General features: G+C 60.8%; 15 protein-coding genes. 5 read left to right on the forward strand and 10 right to left on the reverse strand.

What is annotated here, in order from left to right; all coding sequences use genetic code 11:
- A complete protein-coding gene (locus CO671_RS19545; RefSeq protein WP_010031899.1) occupies positions 1–537 on the forward strand; it encodes an OmpA family protein in 537 nt (178 codons plus the stop codon).
- A 61-nt stretch (positions 538–598) separates the two neighbouring features.
- Here CO671_RS19545 and CO671_RS19550 read toward each other — a convergent pair whose 3' ends face one another.
- On the reverse strand, positions 599–3,058 hold the full coding sequence (locus CO671_RS19550) for a beta-glucosidase (protein ID WP_097607287.1): 2,460 nt from the start codon (positions 3,056–3,058) through the stop codon (positions 599–601).
- A gap of 187 nt (positions 3,059–3,245) precedes the next feature.
- On the opposite strand from CO671_RS19550, the gene CO671_RS19555 reads away from it, so the two are divergent.
- Positions 3,246–3,875 carry a TetR/AcrR family transcriptional regulator gene (locus tag CO671_RS19555; RefSeq protein WP_097607288.1) on the forward strand — a complete coding sequence of 210 codons (630 nt, stop codon included), beginning with the start codon at positions 3,246–3,248 and terminating at the stop codon, positions 3,873–3,875.
- A gap of 124 nt (positions 3,876–3,999) precedes the next feature.
- Here CO671_RS19555 and CO671_RS19560 read toward each other — a convergent pair whose 3' ends face one another.
- The 6 genes from CO671_RS19560 to CO671_RS19585 form a co-directional block, all read right to left on the reverse strand.
- Positions 4,000–4,335: a hypothetical protein gene (locus tag CO671_RS19560; RefSeq protein ID WP_097607289.1), complete on the reverse strand. Its 336-nt coding sequence runs from the start codon at positions 4,333–4,335 to the stop codon at positions 4,000–4,002.
- A 107-nt stretch (positions 4,336–4,442) separates the two neighbouring features.
- Positions 4,443–5,435 (reverse strand): inositol 2-dehydrogenase, encoded by a 993-nt coding sequence (gene iolG, locus CO671_RS19565; protein WP_097607290.1) that lies wholly within the window; start codon positions 5,433–5,435, stop codon positions 4,443–4,445.
- Positions 5,436–5,477: 42 nt separating this feature from the next.
- Complete coding sequence (locus CO671_RS19570) at positions 5,478–6,281, reverse strand: TIM barrel protein (protein WP_097607291.1); 804 nt, start codon at positions 6,279–6,281, stop codon at positions 5,478–5,480.
- An 81-nt stretch (positions 6,282–6,362) separates the two neighbouring features.
- Positions 6,363–7,157 carry an ATP-binding cassette domain-containing protein gene (locus tag CO671_RS19575; protein ID WP_097607292.1) on the reverse strand — a complete coding sequence of 265 codons (795 nt, stop codon included), beginning with the start codon at positions 7,155–7,157 and terminating at the stop codon, positions 6,363–6,365.
- A 2-nt stretch (positions 7,158–7,159) separates the two neighbouring features.
- Positions 7,160–8,281: an ABC transporter permease gene (locus tag CO671_RS19580; RefSeq protein ID WP_097607293.1), complete on the reverse strand. Its 1,122-nt coding sequence runs from the start codon at positions 8,279–8,281 to the stop codon at positions 7,160–7,162.
- 122 nt (positions 8,282–8,403) lie between these two features.
- A complete protein-coding gene (locus tag CO671_RS19585) occupies positions 8,404–9,345 on the reverse strand; it encodes a sugar ABC transporter substrate-binding protein (RefSeq protein WP_097607294.1) in 942 nt (313 codons plus the stop codon).
- Between the two features lie 173 nt (positions 9,346–9,518).
- On the opposite strand from CO671_RS19585, the gene CO671_RS19590 reads away from it, so the two are divergent.
- Positions 9,519–10,514 carry a LacI family DNA-binding transcriptional regulator gene (locus CO671_RS19590; RefSeq protein WP_097607295.1) on the forward strand — a complete coding sequence of 332 codons (996 nt, stop codon included), beginning with the start codon at positions 9,519–9,521 and terminating at the stop codon, positions 10,512–10,514.
- Between the two features lie 83 nt (positions 10,515–10,597).
- On the opposite strand, the gene CO671_RS19595 is transcribed toward CO671_RS19590, so the two are convergent.
- Positions 10,598–11,482 carry an alpha/beta fold hydrolase gene (locus CO671_RS19595; RefSeq protein ID WP_097607296.1) on the reverse strand — a complete coding sequence of 295 codons (885 nt, stop codon included), beginning with the start codon at positions 11,480–11,482 and terminating at the stop codon, positions 10,598–10,600.
- A 126-nt stretch (positions 11,483–11,608) separates the two neighbouring features.
- Between CO671_RS19595 and CO671_RS19600 the strand changes: the two genes are divergently transcribed.
- A complete protein-coding gene (locus CO671_RS19600) occupies positions 11,609–12,532 on the forward strand; it encodes a LysR family transcriptional regulator (protein WP_097607307.1) in 924 nt (307 codons plus the stop codon).
- A 15-nt stretch (positions 12,533–12,547) separates the two neighbouring features.
- On the opposite strand, the gene CO671_RS19605 is transcribed toward CO671_RS19600, so the two are convergent.
- Positions 12,548–13,435 carry a LysR substrate-binding domain-containing protein gene (locus tag CO671_RS19605; protein WP_097607297.1) on the reverse strand — a complete coding sequence of 296 codons (888 nt, stop codon included), beginning with the start codon at positions 13,433–13,435 and terminating at the stop codon, positions 12,548–12,550.
- Positions 13,436–13,567: 132 nt separating this feature from the next.
- Between CO671_RS19605 and CO671_RS19610 the strand changes: the two genes are divergently transcribed.
- A complete protein-coding gene (locus CO671_RS19610) occupies positions 13,568–14,347 on the forward strand; it encodes an alpha/beta hydrolase (protein WP_097607298.1) in 780 nt (259 codons plus the stop codon).
- A 110-nt stretch (positions 14,348–14,457) separates the two neighbouring features.
- Here CO671_RS19610 and CO671_RS19615 read toward each other — a convergent pair whose 3' ends face one another.
- Positions 14,458–16,497 (reverse strand): methyl-accepting chemotaxis protein, encoded by a 2,040-nt coding sequence (locus CO671_RS19615; protein ID WP_097607299.1) that lies wholly within the window; start codon positions 16,495–16,497, stop codon positions 14,458–14,460.
- Positions 16,498–16,884 lie beyond the last annotated feature (387 nt).

Raw genomic sequence — 16,884 nt, forward strand, 5'->3', positions numbered from 1 at the left:
ATGTCTGCTACGACCGGATACACGAGCCGCCTTCTCGCCGCGGCCATGCTCCTGGCGCTTGCCGCCTGCTCCACCACCGAGATCGCCTCCCTGGAAGAACCGACTGCGGCGCCGATGACCGGCCAGACCAATGATCCGGCGCCGGGGTTCGAAAACGTCGCGGCCGGCAGCGAAGAGGATTTCATCCTCAATGTCGGCCGGCGGATCTACTTCAAGCAGGACTCCGCCACCCTCGATTCCGTCGCCATGGCAACGTTGGATAACCAGGCCGCCTGGCTCAACAGAAACCCGACCTGGCTGCTCAAGCTGCAGGGATTTGCCGACGATTCCGGTTCTGCCTCCCAGATGGAAACGCTGTCGCAGAAGCGCGCCGACGCGGCGATGGCCTATCTCGCCTCGAAGGGCGTCGACCCGAAGCGCATGTGGGCCAAGGGCTATGGCAACGATCGAGAAGTTCGCGACTGCACGGACCGCTCCTGCAAGGTGCAGAACCGGCGTGTCGTCACCAACCTTCGTGCCCAGCCGGACGCGGCTTGATCGCAGATTGGACCACTCGACGCTCGCGTAGACGCGCCAACCGTATCCCGGGCCTCCTATTCTAAGAGGGCGGCAATTCGTAGCTGGATGGTGACGGCAGATCGCGCACGAACCTGATATCCGCAGCATTCGCAGCCACGACCAGCTGGTAATTGCCGGCTTCGGCACGGAAAGCGCCGGCTTCGACGTCGAAATAAGCGAGATCGCGCGGCCGGATTTGCATTACGGCCGTGCCGCTCTCGCCGGGCTGCAGCGATAACTTGGCGAAGGCGCGCAGCTCCTTGTACGGCCGCGCCACTTTGGTCTTCGGCGAACGCACATAGAGCTGCACCAGTTCTGAGCCGGCCCGGTCGCCGATATTGGTCAGGTCGACGCTGACGGTGACGCCATCGGAACCCATTTCGCCGGCCGACAGCCGCGGCTCGCTCCAGCGGAAACGGGTATAGCCGAGGCCGAAGCCGAAGGGGAAGAGCGGCTCGACGGCGTGTGTATCGTGATGACGATAGCCGACGAAGACGCCTTCGGCGTAGCGCACATGCCCATCCCGGCCGGGATAGACGGCGGGATCGCCTGTCATGGCCGAATTGTCGGCAAGCGTCTTCGGGAAGGTCTGCGGCAGGCGTCCGCCGGGCTCGACATCGCCGAACAGCACGTCGGCGACGGCATTGCCGAGTTCCTGCCCCGGATACCAGATGTGCAGCACGGCGCGAACCTTGCCGAGCCAGGGCATTTCCACCGGACCGCCGGTCTGCAGCACGACCACCGTGTTGGCGTTGGCGGCGGCAACCCGCTCGATCAGTTCCTCCTGTCGGCCGGGCAGCCGCATGTCGGGCAGGTCCAACCCTTCCGTATCCCATTCGCCGTCGCGGCCGACAAAGAGCAGCGCCACATCGGCATTCCGCGCCGTCTCGACGGCCGCCTCGATATCGGCCTCGCCGAGCGGCTTTTCCACACCGAAGCGCACGGCGATGAGGTTAATGCCCTCCTCGGTCGCAGTGGACGGCTCATATTCGACGATGATTTTGTATGACCGGCCGGCCTCGAGCGGCACTGCCCCGCGCTGTTCGTCATTGGCCGTGCCGAAATAGTTCTCGCCGCGCGTCCAGCCGTCGCGGCCGTCAACCATCAGTGCGCCATCGACGAAGAGCCGCGCCAGGCCGGCATTGGTCATGCCGAAGACATGCTCGCCGCTCTCCTCCGGCACGAATTGCATCGTCATCCGGGCCGAAAAATCGGCAGGGTCGAGATCGCCCGACGGCAGCTCGAACCAGAAGAATTCGCCCTTGTCGACCGTTTCGACATGCAGCGGCTCGCCCTTGCAGCCGCGGCCCTTGAAATATTCGACCGAGATCTTGCCCTTGAACACGTCGATCAGGCGGTTGTGGCGGCAGCCGACCGCGTGGCTGATGCTGTTGGCGTTGGAGAGGGCGGCGCGGATGCCGTCGAGCGGGCTTACCGTATAATGCGCGGCGATCTGCGCGCTGCCGCCGCCCATCACGCGCGCGCTTGCGGCATTGGGGCCGATGACGGCGATGCGATCGAGGGAGGTTTTGGCAAGCGGCAGGATGCCGTCATTCCTGAGGAGCACGGCGCCTTCCGCGCCGAGACGCCGGATCAGCGCCCGGTCTTCCGGCAGGTCGACCGCCCGCTCGCTCAGATCGGGTTTCTTCTCGAACGCGCCAACCCGCTCGAGCAGAAGCAGCATGCGCCGCGCCGCAGCGCGTACTGTTTCGGCCTCGACCTTGCCCTCGCGCACGGCCGCGACCAGTTTGTCGCCGCGGTCGCGCGCCGGACCCGGCATTTCGAGATCGAGGCCGGCATTGATCGTCGCTTCAGTCGAATGCGAACCGAACCAGTCGGACATGACGATGCCGTCGAACCCCCACTCCTCGCGGAGCAGCTTGGTCAGCAGCCACTGATGCTCGCTCGTATAGGTGCCGTTCAGGCGGTTATAGGAGGACATGACGGCCATGACGCCGGCGCGACGCACAGCCTGTTCGAAGGGCGGCAGGTAGATTTCGCGCAACGTCCGCTCGTCAATATCGGAAGACATGGTCTGCCGCTCGATCTCGGATTCATTGCCGGCGAAATGCTTGATCGTCGCTGCGACGCCTTCACCCTGCACGCCCTCGATATAGGCAACGGCCAGCTCGGCGGTCAGCATCGGGTCTTCGGAGTAACATTCGAAATTGCGTCCATTGAGGCCGGAGCGATGGATGTTCACCGTGGGCGCCAGCAGCACTGCGGCACCCTTGCTCTTTGCCTGGCGCGCAAGGGCTGCGCCCATCTGATGGATAAGTTCGGGATTCCAGCTGGCGCCGAGCGCGATGGCGACGGGAAAGCAGGTCGCCTTGACGCCGGCAACCAGCGAGCCGGCGCCGCGCGCCCCGTTCGGTCCATCCGTCACCTTGATCTTCGGCACGCCGAGGCGTTCGATCGGAACCGTCGTCCAGAAATCGGCGCCGGACAGAAGGGAGACCTGCTCTTCGAGCGTCATCTGGTCGAGAATGGAATCGATCATGCAAACCTCCCTGCTACGACTCCGGATCCAAGACGCGATCCGGGCGCTTTGATCATTAAACCTACCGATTACTCGGTATTTTTAAGATGTCAACTGCCACTGTCTGATGTATGGGTAGAGAGCTTGCAGGGCTGCAGGCTTGCCGATTGGCGCGTCGCCGTTAAAAGGAGGCAAACGGAAAGAGACGATGGCAGAACAAGGGACCGGCCCGAGGGAAAAGCAGCGGCGCAAATCCAGCAAGGGGGAGGCGCGCCGAGCGGAAATCCTTGCGGCGGCGATGCGCCGCTTCGCCGAAGACGGCTATCAGAATGCCGCCATTGGGGATATCGCCCAAGATGTCGGCCTGTCGCTGCCCGGCCTGTTGCACCATTTCCCGACCAAGGTCGATCTCCTGCTCGCCATTCTGGACAAGCGCGATTTGGAAAGCGCAGATTTCATCGACCACTATCGTTTGGACCTTCGGGGCCTACTTAAAGGCATGGTCGCCGTCTTCCGTCGCAACGCCGAAATGGTCGAGGTCACCAGGGCTTTCGCCATCCTCAATGCCGAAAGCCTGATGAAGGACCACCCCGCCAAGGCCTGGTTTCTCGATCGCGCCACGCAGATGCAGAAGCATATCGCCGCGACCTTCGAACGCGCCGCCGCCGATGGCTCGTTCGCCAAGAACATCGATAGCAAGGCGATGGCGGCCGAACTGATCGCCGTAATGGACGGCCTGCAGATGCTCTGGCTGCGCGACCCCGATCGCTTCGATATGGTCGGCGGGCTCGAAGCCTATGTCAGCCGCCTGCAGACGAGCCTCGGTCTGGATGGCTGAACGAGGATGGGGTGCAGATCGGAGGGCCTGGCATTTGTCGCCTGCCGGCGGTTGCCTGCTCCCCTCATGCGTCCCCTGGCGGTTACTCATTCCTTGCCGGCGGCGACTTCAAGCAACGGACATCCTACCCGACATTGCGCGGTGGCGGCTGAGGGACTTGGTAAGGCGGCGACATGCCTTTGGAGCGTTCTCGAATATAGCAGGCACAGAGATCCTTCAGACCGCGGTATGATCCAATTCCCAGAAAGCTGCTCAGCCGTATAACTGTCGTTTGCGAGACGCCGCATTTTTTTGCGACTGAAGCAGCACTTTCGAAGGCCACCATCTCCGGATGCTCAAGCATCCGCCTTGCAACCTGTTCCACCTGGTTAGGGAAAAAGATCCTTCCTTCGGCAATGGACTGCTTTAGTTCCTGAAAGGTTTGAGGACGTTGATCTTTCATAGGACGCGTGGCTGACATTTGGCGCCTCCGTGGCAGATGCATTTCGCGCAGGACAAGTCGATTATGCATTCGTGGAGTCGGGCGATGCAGGCGAGCCACGAGGAGCGAACTGCACCGCCTTGACGTCAATCGACGGCAACTGGCCTGCCTGTCTGCCAGCTCACTGTGGCGGCCTCCGCTAGTTTTTGAGCCTGAAGCCCATCCAATCCACCTGGCCTCGGCGATGGGTTGCCGCTGTCGATCGCTTCGATGAAGGCATTGATCTCGTTGGCATAAGCCTGCGCGTAGCGTTCGAGAAAGAAATGTTGAACGGGATCGCCGCTGATGCCGTTCGCATTGGAAAGCTCGACGCTCGTCGCGGCGATATTCTTCGCTGCAAGCATACCGGCAGCACCATGGACTTCGATGCGCTGGTCGTATCCATAAGTCGCCCGGCGCGAATTGGTGATGACAGCAATGCGGCCCGAAGCCGTCTGCATCTGGACGGCGGCGGTATCCACATCACCCTCGGCCCCGATCGCCTTGTCGACGAGCGAGGATCCGAGTGCGTTCACGACCACGAATTCCTCGCCCATGAGGAAGCGGGCCATATCGAAGTCGTGGATCATCATGTCGCGGAACAGGCCACCGGAGGATTTGACGTAGTCGGCAGGCGGCGGCGCCGGATCCCGGCTGGTGATCGTCACGATCTCGATCGCGCCGATATCACCGCGGCGCAGGCGGGCCTCCAAACTTGCGAAGTTCGGGTCAAACCGGCGATTGAAGCCGATCATCAAGGTCGACCTGTTTTTCTCGACAATCTCGAGGCAGGCATTGATGCGGTCGACCGACAGGGATACCGGCTTTTCGCAGAGGATGGCCTTGCCGGCGCGCGCCGCCGCCTCGATGAGATCGGCGTGGCTCGGGGTCGGCGTCGCGATGAGGATCGCATCGACGTTCGAGGAGTTGATGACATCCTCCGCCTCGGCAACCTCGGCGCCCGTCCGTGCGGCAAGCTCTTCTGCTGATGCCTTGAAGGCATCCGCGACATAGGCAAGCTTCGCATTGGGGTTCGCCGCGATCGTTGTTGCATGCACTTTGCCGATCCGGCCGGCGCCGATCACTCCAAATCTGATCATTGATGTCCCTCCATGATATGTAAATCTTGACTATCGAAACATTCAAACGGTGAAGGCGTCGCGGAAGCGGGCAAGCGCCGTCTCATCGTCTCCGGACGCCCATGCCTCCATGCCGATCGTGCCGCGATAGCCCATGTCCTTGAGCGCGCGGGCAATTGCCTTGTAGTTGATCTCGCCGGTGCCCGGTTCCATGCGACCGGGCACATCCGCCACCTGGATCTCGCCGATATAGGGCAGCGCGCGCCGGCATAGCTCGATCAGGTTTCCTTCGCCGATCTGGGCATGATAGAGGTCCAGATTGAGCTTCAACGCCGGCCGGTTAACGGACGAGACGAGCGCGAGCGTACCCTCGGCCTTGGCAAACGGCGTCCCGGGGTGATCGACTGCCTGATTGAGGTTTTCGAGCACGAAGGTCACACCCTCCTGCTCCCCGAGGTCGGCGATGCGGTTCAGCGTATCGCGCGCCCTGAGCCACATGGAACCAGTCACTTCGTCAGCCTTGACGACCGGCAGTCCATTGCCGTCGAGACCCGTACCGTGCAGGTTGAGACGTGGGCAGTTCAGCTCCCGGGCAATCGGGATCGATTGCTTCGCGGTTCGCAGCAATTCTTCTGCGCCATCGTCGTCGGCGAGCGTGCCGGTCACATAGCCAGTCATCGACGAGAAGACCGCCCCGGATCTCGCAAGGGCTGCGATGTCATGCTTCGTCCAGTCCCAGATCTCGGCCTGGAAGCCGAGTTCGGTGATCCGCTTCAGCCTGTCGACAACAGGAAGCGACTTGAAAACCATCTCGGCGCAGACCGCGAGCGTGAAGGGGGATGAGATATTCGACGAACCGTCGTTCATGACCGTTTCCATGTTTGATGACTGAGAAAGCGGGCAGCCTTTGAAAGCCAATGGTCGCCGCCTCCGGGTAAAGCCAAGGCGCTAGATGGTACCGCCGAGCTCTTCGGACAGTTGCTGCAGTTCCTTGCCGCCGGCCATGAGGTTCTGAAGCTCGTCCATCGCGATATCCGCCTTGGCAAAAGTGCCGAGCGTCTGGCCGCGATTGAGGATAGTGAAGCGGTCCGCCACGGCATAGGCATGCCGAACGTTATGGGTGATGAAAATCACGCCCAGTCCGTTCTGTCGGACCTGGTGGATGTATTTCAGCACCATCGAGGTTTGTGCCACGCCGAGCGCCGATGTGGGCTCGTCGAGAATAAGGATCTTTGCGCCGAAATAGACCGCGCGCGCAATCGCAACGCATTGGCGTTCGCCACCGGACAAGGTGCCCACCGCCTGATTGGGATCGCGGATATCGATGCCGATTTTGCTCATCTCTTCACGGGTGACATCGTTGCAGTGCGCGAGGTCGAAGTGACGGAATGGGAAGATGCCTTTGCGCGGCTCCCGCCCCATGAAGAAATTACGGGTGATCGACATCAGCGGAATCATGGCGAGATCCTGATAGACCGTCGCAATCCCTGCATCGAGGGCATCGCGCGGGCTACGGAAATTGACCGGCTTGCCTTCGACCAGAAAGACACCTCCGCTTGGTCGGACGACACCGGACAGCGTCTTGATCAAGGTGGATTTGCCCGCGCCATTGTCTCCGAGGAGACAAAGCACCTCTCCGGCCGACACTTGCATCGACACGCCGTTGAGAGCGATCACGGAGCCGTAGTGCTTGACGATATCGGTTACTTCGATGATCGGTGTTCGGTTGTTGACGTCTGGCATGATCAGCGCTCCCCGGTAACCTTGCGGCGGATGAAATTGTTGAAGAGAACAGCCAGCAGCAGCATCGAGCCGAGGAAGACCTGAAACCAGTCGGAGTCGAACCTGGTATAAGTCAGGCCGATGGAAACCGAGCCGAAGATGATGGCTCCGAAGAAGGCGCCGATCGCCGAACCATAACCGCCTGTGAGCAGGCACCCGCCAATGACGGCGGCGATGATCGCCTCGAACTCTTTCTGAAAACCGCGCCGGGCGTCGGTTGAGCCGGCGTCAAGCACGGTGATGATGGCGACCAGCGCGGCAGCACACGCCGTCAACGCGAACAGGCCGGTTTTCACCCTATGGACCGGGACACCTGAGTTTCTTGCTGCATTCGGATCGCCACCGGCTGCGAAGATCCAGTTGCCCATGCGGGTGCGCAGCAGGACCCATGTTGCAGCCAGGGCAAGCACGACGAACCACAGGACCGACACGGGGATGCCCGTGACCTTCGGCAGGCCGTTCGGGAACTTGTCGATCAGGTCGTGATCTGCGAGCCAGACGAATACGCCCCTCAGCGCATCGCCGGAAAAGAGCCCGAGCAGCGGACTGTCCTTCACATGGTCGCCGATGCCGCGAAGCTGCGTGGAGCCGCCGGTGGCCCATTTCAGACCAACGAGGGTCAAGCCGCGCAGTATGAAGAGAAATGCCAGGGTCACGATGAACGACGGCAGCCTGGTGTGAATGACGATCTGCCCATTGATCGCGCCCATGAACGCCGCAAACAGCATTGTCATGACGATGGCAACCGAAAGCGGTTGACCAAAATTGGTCAGGATGACGCCGAAGATCAGTCCTGCAAAAGCCACCATCGAGCCGATCGAGAGATCAAACTCTCCGCCGATCATGAGCAGTGCCGCCGCAATGGCGAGGATTCCCAATTGCGATGCCGGCGCCATGATGGTCATCAGGCCCGAAAGAGAAAACATCGTCGAATCTGCAGTGAGAAAGAAAAAGACGATGACGAGAACAAGGCCCGCCACGGCGCCCAATTCGGGCCGCCGCATCATATGTGTTAAAAAACTCACTTGTTTGACGCGCTCATCGACCGTCGGCGCGGCCGCCGTGTTCTGCTCAAGCGAAGCCATAACTCCTCCCGTGGAATCTTTGTTTTGAGGTAGCGGCGGCGCTGCTCGGCAGCGCTCTGTCAACGAACCCCCTCCCCTTGAGGGGGAGGAGATTCTGAGAGAATGCCTTCCGTCAGTTCTGGTCAGCGAATGCCCTTGGCGGAAAGATCGACGACCTGGGCGGCCTTTTCCTTGGTGATAAGATTGGGGCCGGATGGCACATTACCTCCAGGGATCAGCCCGTATTTGGCGGAGTTGGCCAGAAACACGACAGGCAGATAGCCCTGCAGGAACTGCTGCTGATCGATCGCGAAGGCTGCCTTGCCGTCGGCCACTGCCTTCAGGAAATCTGCCGAAAGGTCGAAGGTCGCAACGTTGACCTTGCCGGTCATTCCGACATCCTCGACAGCCGCCAGAGACGGCTCGCCGGCGGTGCCGGCGCCGAGCGCCATGACGGTATCGACAGCGGCATTGGAACTCAGTGCCGCTTTGACCTTTGCCCGGACGTCGGCCGGATCGTTGCTGACGGGCAGAACCGTAACCTTGCCGCCAAAACCGTCTGCGAAGCCCTTGCAGCGCAGATCGAGCGCGACATTGCCGACCTCCTGATTGACGCACAAACCTTCTTTGCCGCCCAACTCATGCAGCTTTGCACCGGCGGCCTTGCCGGCGGTGTATTCGTCCTGGCCGACATGCAGAAGCGCCCCCAATTCCTTCGAGACGTCGGATCCGGAGTTGATCGAAATAACCGGAATGCCGGCGGCCACGGCCTTCTTGATGGACGGGCCGAGCGCCGAGGCGTCCGGGATGGAGACGATAAGGCCGTCAGGCTTCTGATTGATGGCCGCATCGATGAGCTGCCCCATTGACACCATGTCGAAGGTTTCCGGCGCCCGATAGTCGACGCCGACGCCGATATCCTTGGCAGCTGCGTTGACCCCGTTCTTAACCACGGACCAGAACGGATCATTGGCCTGGCCATGGGTGACGGCAACGATGCGAATGTCCGCTGCGTTGACGATTGCTGAAGAGCACATGAACGCGACCGCGGCCCCCGCGAGAAGCGATTTCAAACCAAATTTCATTTAACCCTCCCAAAAACAGTCCGCGTCATGCGGACCCGCGATTGCTACCGGTTGCAACTCCTTTGCTACCGGTAGCAAACTCCAACAAGTTACTTTATTGTCGGCAAAAATCAAGCATCCATTCCATTTTTATTTTTTTGTGGAATATTCATTCCAGTCGGCAGGAGATAGGCATGCGCAAACGGGCGACAGCGAAAGAGGTGGCGGAAGCCGCCGGCGTATCGAAATGGACAGTTATCCGTGCGTTTACACCAGGTGCATCCATCACCGACGCCAGCCGGCAAAAAGTGCTTCAGGCCGCCGAGGCGCTGAACTATTCGCCGAACCTTCTTGCCCGCAGCCTCGCGACAAACATCACGCATCAAGTGGCGGTTTTCGTCGACGACTTCGCCAATCCGCACAAGCTTCCGGTTCTGGAAATGCTCACCGAGCGCTTGCAGGCGGAGGGACTATTGACGGTACTGATCAATATCAATCGGCATTTCGATCACGTTCACGCGCTGATCAATGCCGACCAACGGCAATTCGACGCCGTGATTCTGTTCGGTACGGCATTTCGCGAGGAAACTCTCGGCGATCGACGCCTCGGCCCAGGTTTTCCGCCGATGTTCGTTCTTGCAAGAGACAGCCAGATTCCCGGTGTCCCTGCAGTCGCCTGCGATGCTGAACTCGCCCTCAGCCAAATGGTCGATTACCTGTTCGACAAGGGGTATCGCCGTCCGGGTTTTATGACGGGAGCAAGAACCCTGTCGACGGCACTCGGCAGGCGCCATCACTACGCGAATTTCTGGCGACGGAAGGGCGTGGGGAGCGTGGTAGAGCTGAACGCAGACCGGTACAGTGCCGATGCGGGCGCCGAGGCGGTGCGAGCCTATCTAAGCGCGACCCCCTCGTCCTCACGGGTCGATGTATTGATGTGTGAAAATGACATTCTGGCGTTAGGAGCCATGGCCACGGCCCGCAGTGAATTTGGTTGCCGCGTTCCGCAAGACCTTGCGGTGGTCGGCTTCGACAATATCGAGCTCGGCGCGGCGCCCGCCTATGGCCTGACGACTTACGAGCAGCCCACTTATGAAATGATCAACACGATCGTAGAGATGATTATCGGAGCCCGCGCCGTCGAAACAGTCACCTTGCCAGGGCATCTCGTTCCCAGACTATCCGCCTGATCGGCGGTTGACGGGAGCCGCGCCAGATACGACTTATCGGAGCATGAACGGCCCGAAGCTCCGGTATTGTCGCGCCTGGAAGCCTATGTCGGCTGGCTACCGGCGGGCCTTGGCTTGGAGGGCTGACTGGAACAATCTTCCAAGCGTGCCAACCATTCGATGATGTGGCTTACAGCTTCGCGATACCTTTGCCCGACGAGCAAGCCGGTATGCGTCGTCCCCCGAAGACCCAGATACTCACCGCCAATAAGCCGTGCCATCGCCCGGCCCCGACGATCGTCGGCTTCATTGTTGACGGCTGAGATCACCAGGGCCGGGCAGGTGATCTCGCCGCCTTCGATGGAAATTCCCTTCGCTCCGAAATGAAAGGAAAATGCAGCGAATGCCTTGCCGGATTCCATGGACAGATATTTCCGCTGGAACGCGATATCTTCGAGCGTTTCATCGGCGCTGCCTTGGTCGTCGCGCGCGGGCGCCGGCACGACAAGGCCAGGCATTCGTGGCGCAAGCTCCTGATAGGGCACCTCGTCATGCACCTGCCTGCAAATGCTGGAATCGATCAACACCAGCCCGGCAATCTCCACGCTTTCCGCCAGTTTCTGGCTGAGGATTCCTCCCATGCTGAAGCCGATTACAACAGGCGGGACCGCGCATTCTTCAACGATTTCGGAAATGGCCTGCCGGATGTCGTCCAGATAGTCCTCGAAGGTGACTTTGGTAAAATCGACCGATCGGCTTTTGTAGTGGCCGCGCAGGTTGATACAGTAGGCGCTCCATCCGGCTGACATGAAGTGAGGAACGTACTTGCTCCACATCCAGCTGCCGGTGAAGGCGCCGTGGACGAAGAGCAAAGGCGGCCGAGCGGGCCGCTCCGAACCGGCGCTTCCACGAAATATTTCCAGAAACAAGTCGATTTCCCCGATGTATCTCGCCGTGTGCTCCGGTCGTTCTTTTGCGTAGTCCCGCATGCCGTTAACTCCTGTCGATCAGGCCAGACGTCACTCACGGACAAAGGATATTTCCTACGCAATATTGATCAACGTCGGCTCATGGAATTAGATACCGGACAAAATGTCTCCAATCAGGTGTTTGCCATGGATGGTCTCGCGGGCCTTTTCGCTCTTGTCTACGCTGCCGAACAGCAGAGTTATGTCGGAGCCGCGCGCGTCGCCGGAATTTCGCCGTCGGCGATCGGAAAATCGATCGCGCGCCTCGAAGGCCGCTTGGGGGTGCGGCTCTTCAACCGCACGACGCGCAGCATCAGCCTGACCGAGGAAGGGGCGGTCCTCTACGAGCGCTACAAGCGCATCATCGACGATATGCAAGACGCAGAGGCAGGTATCCTGCGAAGCCGGCAGCGGCCGACAGGACGCCTCCGGGTCAGCGTCCCGCATATCGTCGGACACCACCTGCTGATGCCGATCCTGCCGATGTTCGCCGCGCGATTTCCGGAGATCGAACTGGACATCGATTTCGAAGACAGGGTCGTAGACTTGGTCGCCGAGGGCCTGGATGCCGTCGTGCGCAGCGGCGAACTTGCCGATGCCCGATTGATCGCCCGCCATCTCGGCGAGCAGCATTTCGTCGTTTGCGGAAGTGCCGATTATCTCGATCGTCGCGGACGGCCGCAGACGCCGAACGACCTCTCAGGGCACGCCTGCATTCACTTCAAATATCCATCCAGCGGCCGCATCGCGCCATGGTCATTCCGCGACCCATACGAGCGGCTGCTTTTGCCGAAAAGCCTGACGTTCAACAATACGGATGCCGGGCTGCGGGCGGCACAGGACGGCCTCGGGCTCGCGCATCTGCCCGTCTATGTCGCGCAGCCCCATATCCGAGCGGGTAACTTGGTTCCCGTCCTCACCGCCTTCATGGCGCCCTTCGGTTCGCTCTCGCTCGTCTGGCCTTCCAATCGCCAGCTTTCGCCGAAAGTCCGCGCTTTCGTGGATTTCGTCGTCGAGAATTTTGCCGCCCGGCCCGAGGCTTTTCGCCCGGCAGCACACTGGTCACGGTGATCCGGATGTCCTCCGCTACCCCGCGCCGAATTTCTTCAGCGCAAAATCTATAAAACTCCGTAGCTTCGGTGTCATTCGTCTGTCGGGAGCATACAGCGCGTGCAAAGGTCGAGCGGGCGGCTCGTAGTCCGGCAAGAGCCTCACCAACCGTCCAGCTTCGATCTCTCGGACCACGAGTTCGTGCGGCTGCAGGAGCACGCCCATACCTGCCACTGCGGCGGCACGAAGGGCCTCACCACTGTCTGTCGAAAATCGGCCTGTGATCGGCACCGACACAAGACCATGTGGCCCCTCGAACGACCATTGCGTGCGAAGTGAGGTGTGCGAGAACACCAGGCATTCATGCCGTTGCAGATCCTCCGGTCTGTTCAGTTTTTCCGCCGATTTGAGATAGGCCGGCGCCGCGCACAGAACCAGGCGAAGAGGTGAAAGGCCTCTCGCCAGCAATCGGCTGTCCGGGAGCTCACCGGTCCGGAAGGCGACATCGAAACCCTCCTCCACAAGATCTACTGTCCGGTTGGTGAGGCTGAGGTCCAACGACACTTCGGGGTGCTGTTTCAGATATTCCGGTAGTTCAGGTGCCAACGCGTGGCTGCCGAAGGTGATCGGTGCGCTGATGCGAAGCCGTCCTCGCGGGATCGAGCGGGTTTCAGCGATCAGCGCCTCGGCTGCCTCCATCTCCGCCAGGATGTTCTTCGCGTGTTCATAGAATATGCGACCGCTGTCGGTGAGGCTTTGCCTGCGCGTGGTGCGGTTCAACAGCTTGATCCCCAAACCATCCTCCAGCGCCCTCAGCTGCTTGCCCGCCAGCTGCGATGACAAATTGAGTAGTTCAGCGGCCGCCGATATGGAGCCGGTTTCAACGGCTTTTATGAAAACCTGCATGGAAGCCAATCTGTCCATTTGAGCCAATTCGTTTGGAATATAGATTTTATATGACTATTTATCCCAATTTATTTCAGACGTACAGATGCTCCCATCTCACCGCCATCCTCCGCAGAACCTGCGGTTGGCTCAACGTCACAGGAGTATTTGATGTCATCTCTAGCGAAAAAAGCAGTTCTGGCCGCTGCTTTGGGCAGCACCGCTTTAGCCTCAAACGCCGCACCCGTCGGTACGTCGGAGAGCCAAAGGCCGACCGTCGTGCTTGTGCATGGCGCATTTGCCGATGGTTCGGCTTGGAACAAGGTTATTCCACTTCTTCAAGCGGAAGGACTGACGGTCGTTTCCGTGCAGAATCCACTGACTTCACTGGCCGATGACGTCGCCGCGACACGGCGCGCACTCGACACGCAAACCGGCCCCGTCGTTCTGGTCGGCCATTCCTGGGGCGGCGTCGTGATTTCGGAAGCCGGCGGGCACGAGCATGTCAAATCGCTGGTCTATGTTGCCGCGTTCGCTCCGTCCGAAGGGCAATCGGTTGCGGATCTGACGAAGGATTATCCGGCTCCCTCGGGCTTTGCCCACATCATCGCAGACAAGGAGGGTTTCCTGACGCTCAGTCTCGAAGGGGTCGCAAAGCACCTCGCCCAGGATCTTCCGGCCGATGAGACGAGGCTGATGGCGGCGACGCAAGGTCCCGTGCGCGGCAGGAACTTCGAGGAGAACGTCAGCGATGCCGCCTGGAAGACGAAGCCTTCATGGTACATCGTCAGCGAGCAGGACCACATGATTCAGCCCGACCTGCAGAAGGCGATGGCAAAGAAAATCTCGGCTCACGTCGTGAGCTTGCCGGCAGGACACACGCCGCAACTGTCGCAGCCGGCCGACGTTGCGAAAGTTATTCTCGCGGCAACGGCAGACCTGTCGAAGTAGCAGCACCTGCTGCGCTCAGCACTGGGCGCGCCGCTTTCCAATCATATTACCGGAACGAGCGCAGGCACAAAAGGCTGCCTGCGCTCGTCGGCTGGAGCAGGATCCAGCTATCAAAACTCCTCCCATGAAGCAGCCGCGGCCGTCGCCGTCGCGGCGCGGCCGCCAAAGGCGCCGGCGAGCTTCTGGCCGAGCGCGCGCGCCGGCGAGACGACGGGTCTGCTTTGCGGGGTGGCGGCGCGTGGCGCCATCTGCGCGGCATCCAGCTTGAAACGGGCGATCAGTCGGGCGAGCTTAGCCGCCTCTTCCGCCAGCCGGTTGGCCGCGGCAGTCGATTCCTCGACCATCGCCGCGTTCTGCTGCGTCACCTGATCCATCTGATTGACGGCGGTCGAGACCTCGGAAAGACCGGTCGATTGCTCTCTGGCGGCCGTTGCGATGGAGCGGACATGCTCGTCGATCTTCACCACATGATCCTGGATGTGGCCAAGCGCCTCGCCCGTCGCCGTCACCAGCTTCACGCCGGAATGGACTTCGTCGCTGGAACGGTTGATCAGCACTTTGATGTCCTTGGCGGCGTTGGCCGAGCGCTGCGCCAGTTCACGCACCTCCTGCGCCACGACGGCAAAGCCCTTGCCGGCTTCACCGGCACGCGCCGCCTCGACACCGGCATTCAGCGCCAGAAGATTGGTCTGGAAGGCGATCTCGTCGATAACGCTGATGATCTTGCTGATTTCACCCGAGGCCTGCTCGATCCGGCCCATCGCCGAAACCGCCTGGCTGACGACGTCGCTCGACTGGCCGGTGCCTTTCTTCGCTTCATCGACCATGTGGCTGGCTTCCAATGCCCGCGCGGTCGAATGCTTCACGGCGACGGTGATCTCCTCCAAAGCGGACGAGGTTTCCTCCAGCGACGCCGCCTGTTGCTCGGTGCGCTGTGACAGATCTCCGGAAGCGGTCCGCATCTCGCCGGCGCCCCCATTGATCAGGTCGACGGCCGCCCGCACTTCGCCAAGAACGGAGCGCAGGTTGGTCATCGTTGTGTTGACGTTATTCTGCAGCCCCGCGAAAGAACCCTGGAACTCGCCGCGCATATTCTCGGTCAGGTCGCCATTTGCGAGCGCCGAAACGACCCGGCCGGTTTCCGCAACGCCGCGGTCGACCGAGGCGACGAGTTGATTGAGGCCGATGACGATGCGATTGAGATCGGGATAGCCGAACTCTTCAGGCGCGCGCTGGGTGAAGTCGCCTGCTGCCGCCGCCGTGATGACCGCGTCGACGCTCTTCTGCATTTCGATGACCTTGGCCCGCTTGTTCGCGCCGGCGGCATCGAGTTCGCGCACCTTGGCGCCGTTCTGTTTGAAGACTTCGACGGCACGGGCCATCTGCCCGATTTCATCGCCTCGGTCGGCGAAGGGAATGTCGGCGTCGAGATTGCCGCCGGCGAGATCGTTCATGCTCGCGGTGATCCGGCCGATCGGCCTTGCGATCACCCGGGCGCCGAAGACGGCAGCACCGATCAGCGTGGCGATGGTCAAAAGGCCGATGCCGAGATTGAGAAAGAGAACCAGAACGGCGGCGGTATCCGCCTCCTCGCCAGACTTTGTTGCCATCGCCTTTGCCGAATCCACTCCTTCGTCGATCAGCTTGGCCGCCTCATCCGAAAGCGCCGTCAGCCTTGCCTGAGCGTCCCTCTCCTTTGCGTCGAGGGACGTGTCACCAGCTTTGAGGGCGAGCTTCGCCTTGGCGATGTCGACCATGTCGCCGGTGGCGTTGAAAAGGCTCTCGGCCAGCGTTTTGAGCTTCACGATCCGGTCCCTGTTGACCTGCAGTCGCAGCCCGCCCATGGCATCGTCGAGGTATCTGATCACCGAGTGGTGGCGGGCCGCAAGATAATCGGCGGCCTTGGCAATCTCGTCGGCGGAGGCGGCGAGACGCAGATCGCGCACCCCGATCTGCATGCCGCGCCATGACGCCTTGGCATCGACCAGATCACGGGAAACGACCAGCTGGCCCTCCTGATATTTCGCGCTTTCGTATACATGCTGGCCGCCCTGCCAGACGGTAAGAAGCATGACAGCCACCAGGAAAATGCCGATGGCGGAAAGCGTGGCCAGTTTGGTGCTGATGCACGAAAAGATGCTTGCGGGCATGTGTCGGTTCCTGCTGAGCGCAGCAGGAGTCCTCATATCCCCTGCCCGCCACGGAATGGGTGATCGACTTCATTCGACCGCCGTTTGTGCGCCCGGCTTTTGAGAGCACCTTCGCTTTCGAAGGCTGCCCTTTTGCCGTGGCCTGGGTCCACTAACAGTCGATGAACATATAATAAAAAGTTCCACCTTCACCGCGCCGGGAACTTGGATGCGCGATCGGGATATCAAGCGCCGGAAACGGATAGGCCTGGGAACCAGCCCGATCGGACGGGCTGGTTTGAGTGACGGGGCGGATCGGAAGACGTGAACGCCAGCATCGGCTAGAGCATGATGCCGAAAAGTGTGAGCGGTTTTCGGACGACATCATGCTCTAACTCTTTAATTTAG

This window comes from Rhizobium sp. M10, assembly GCF_002531955.1.
GTDB classification, from domain to species: Bacteria; Pseudomonadota; Alphaproteobacteria; order Rhizobiales; family Rhizobiaceae; genus Rhizobium; species Rhizobium etli_C.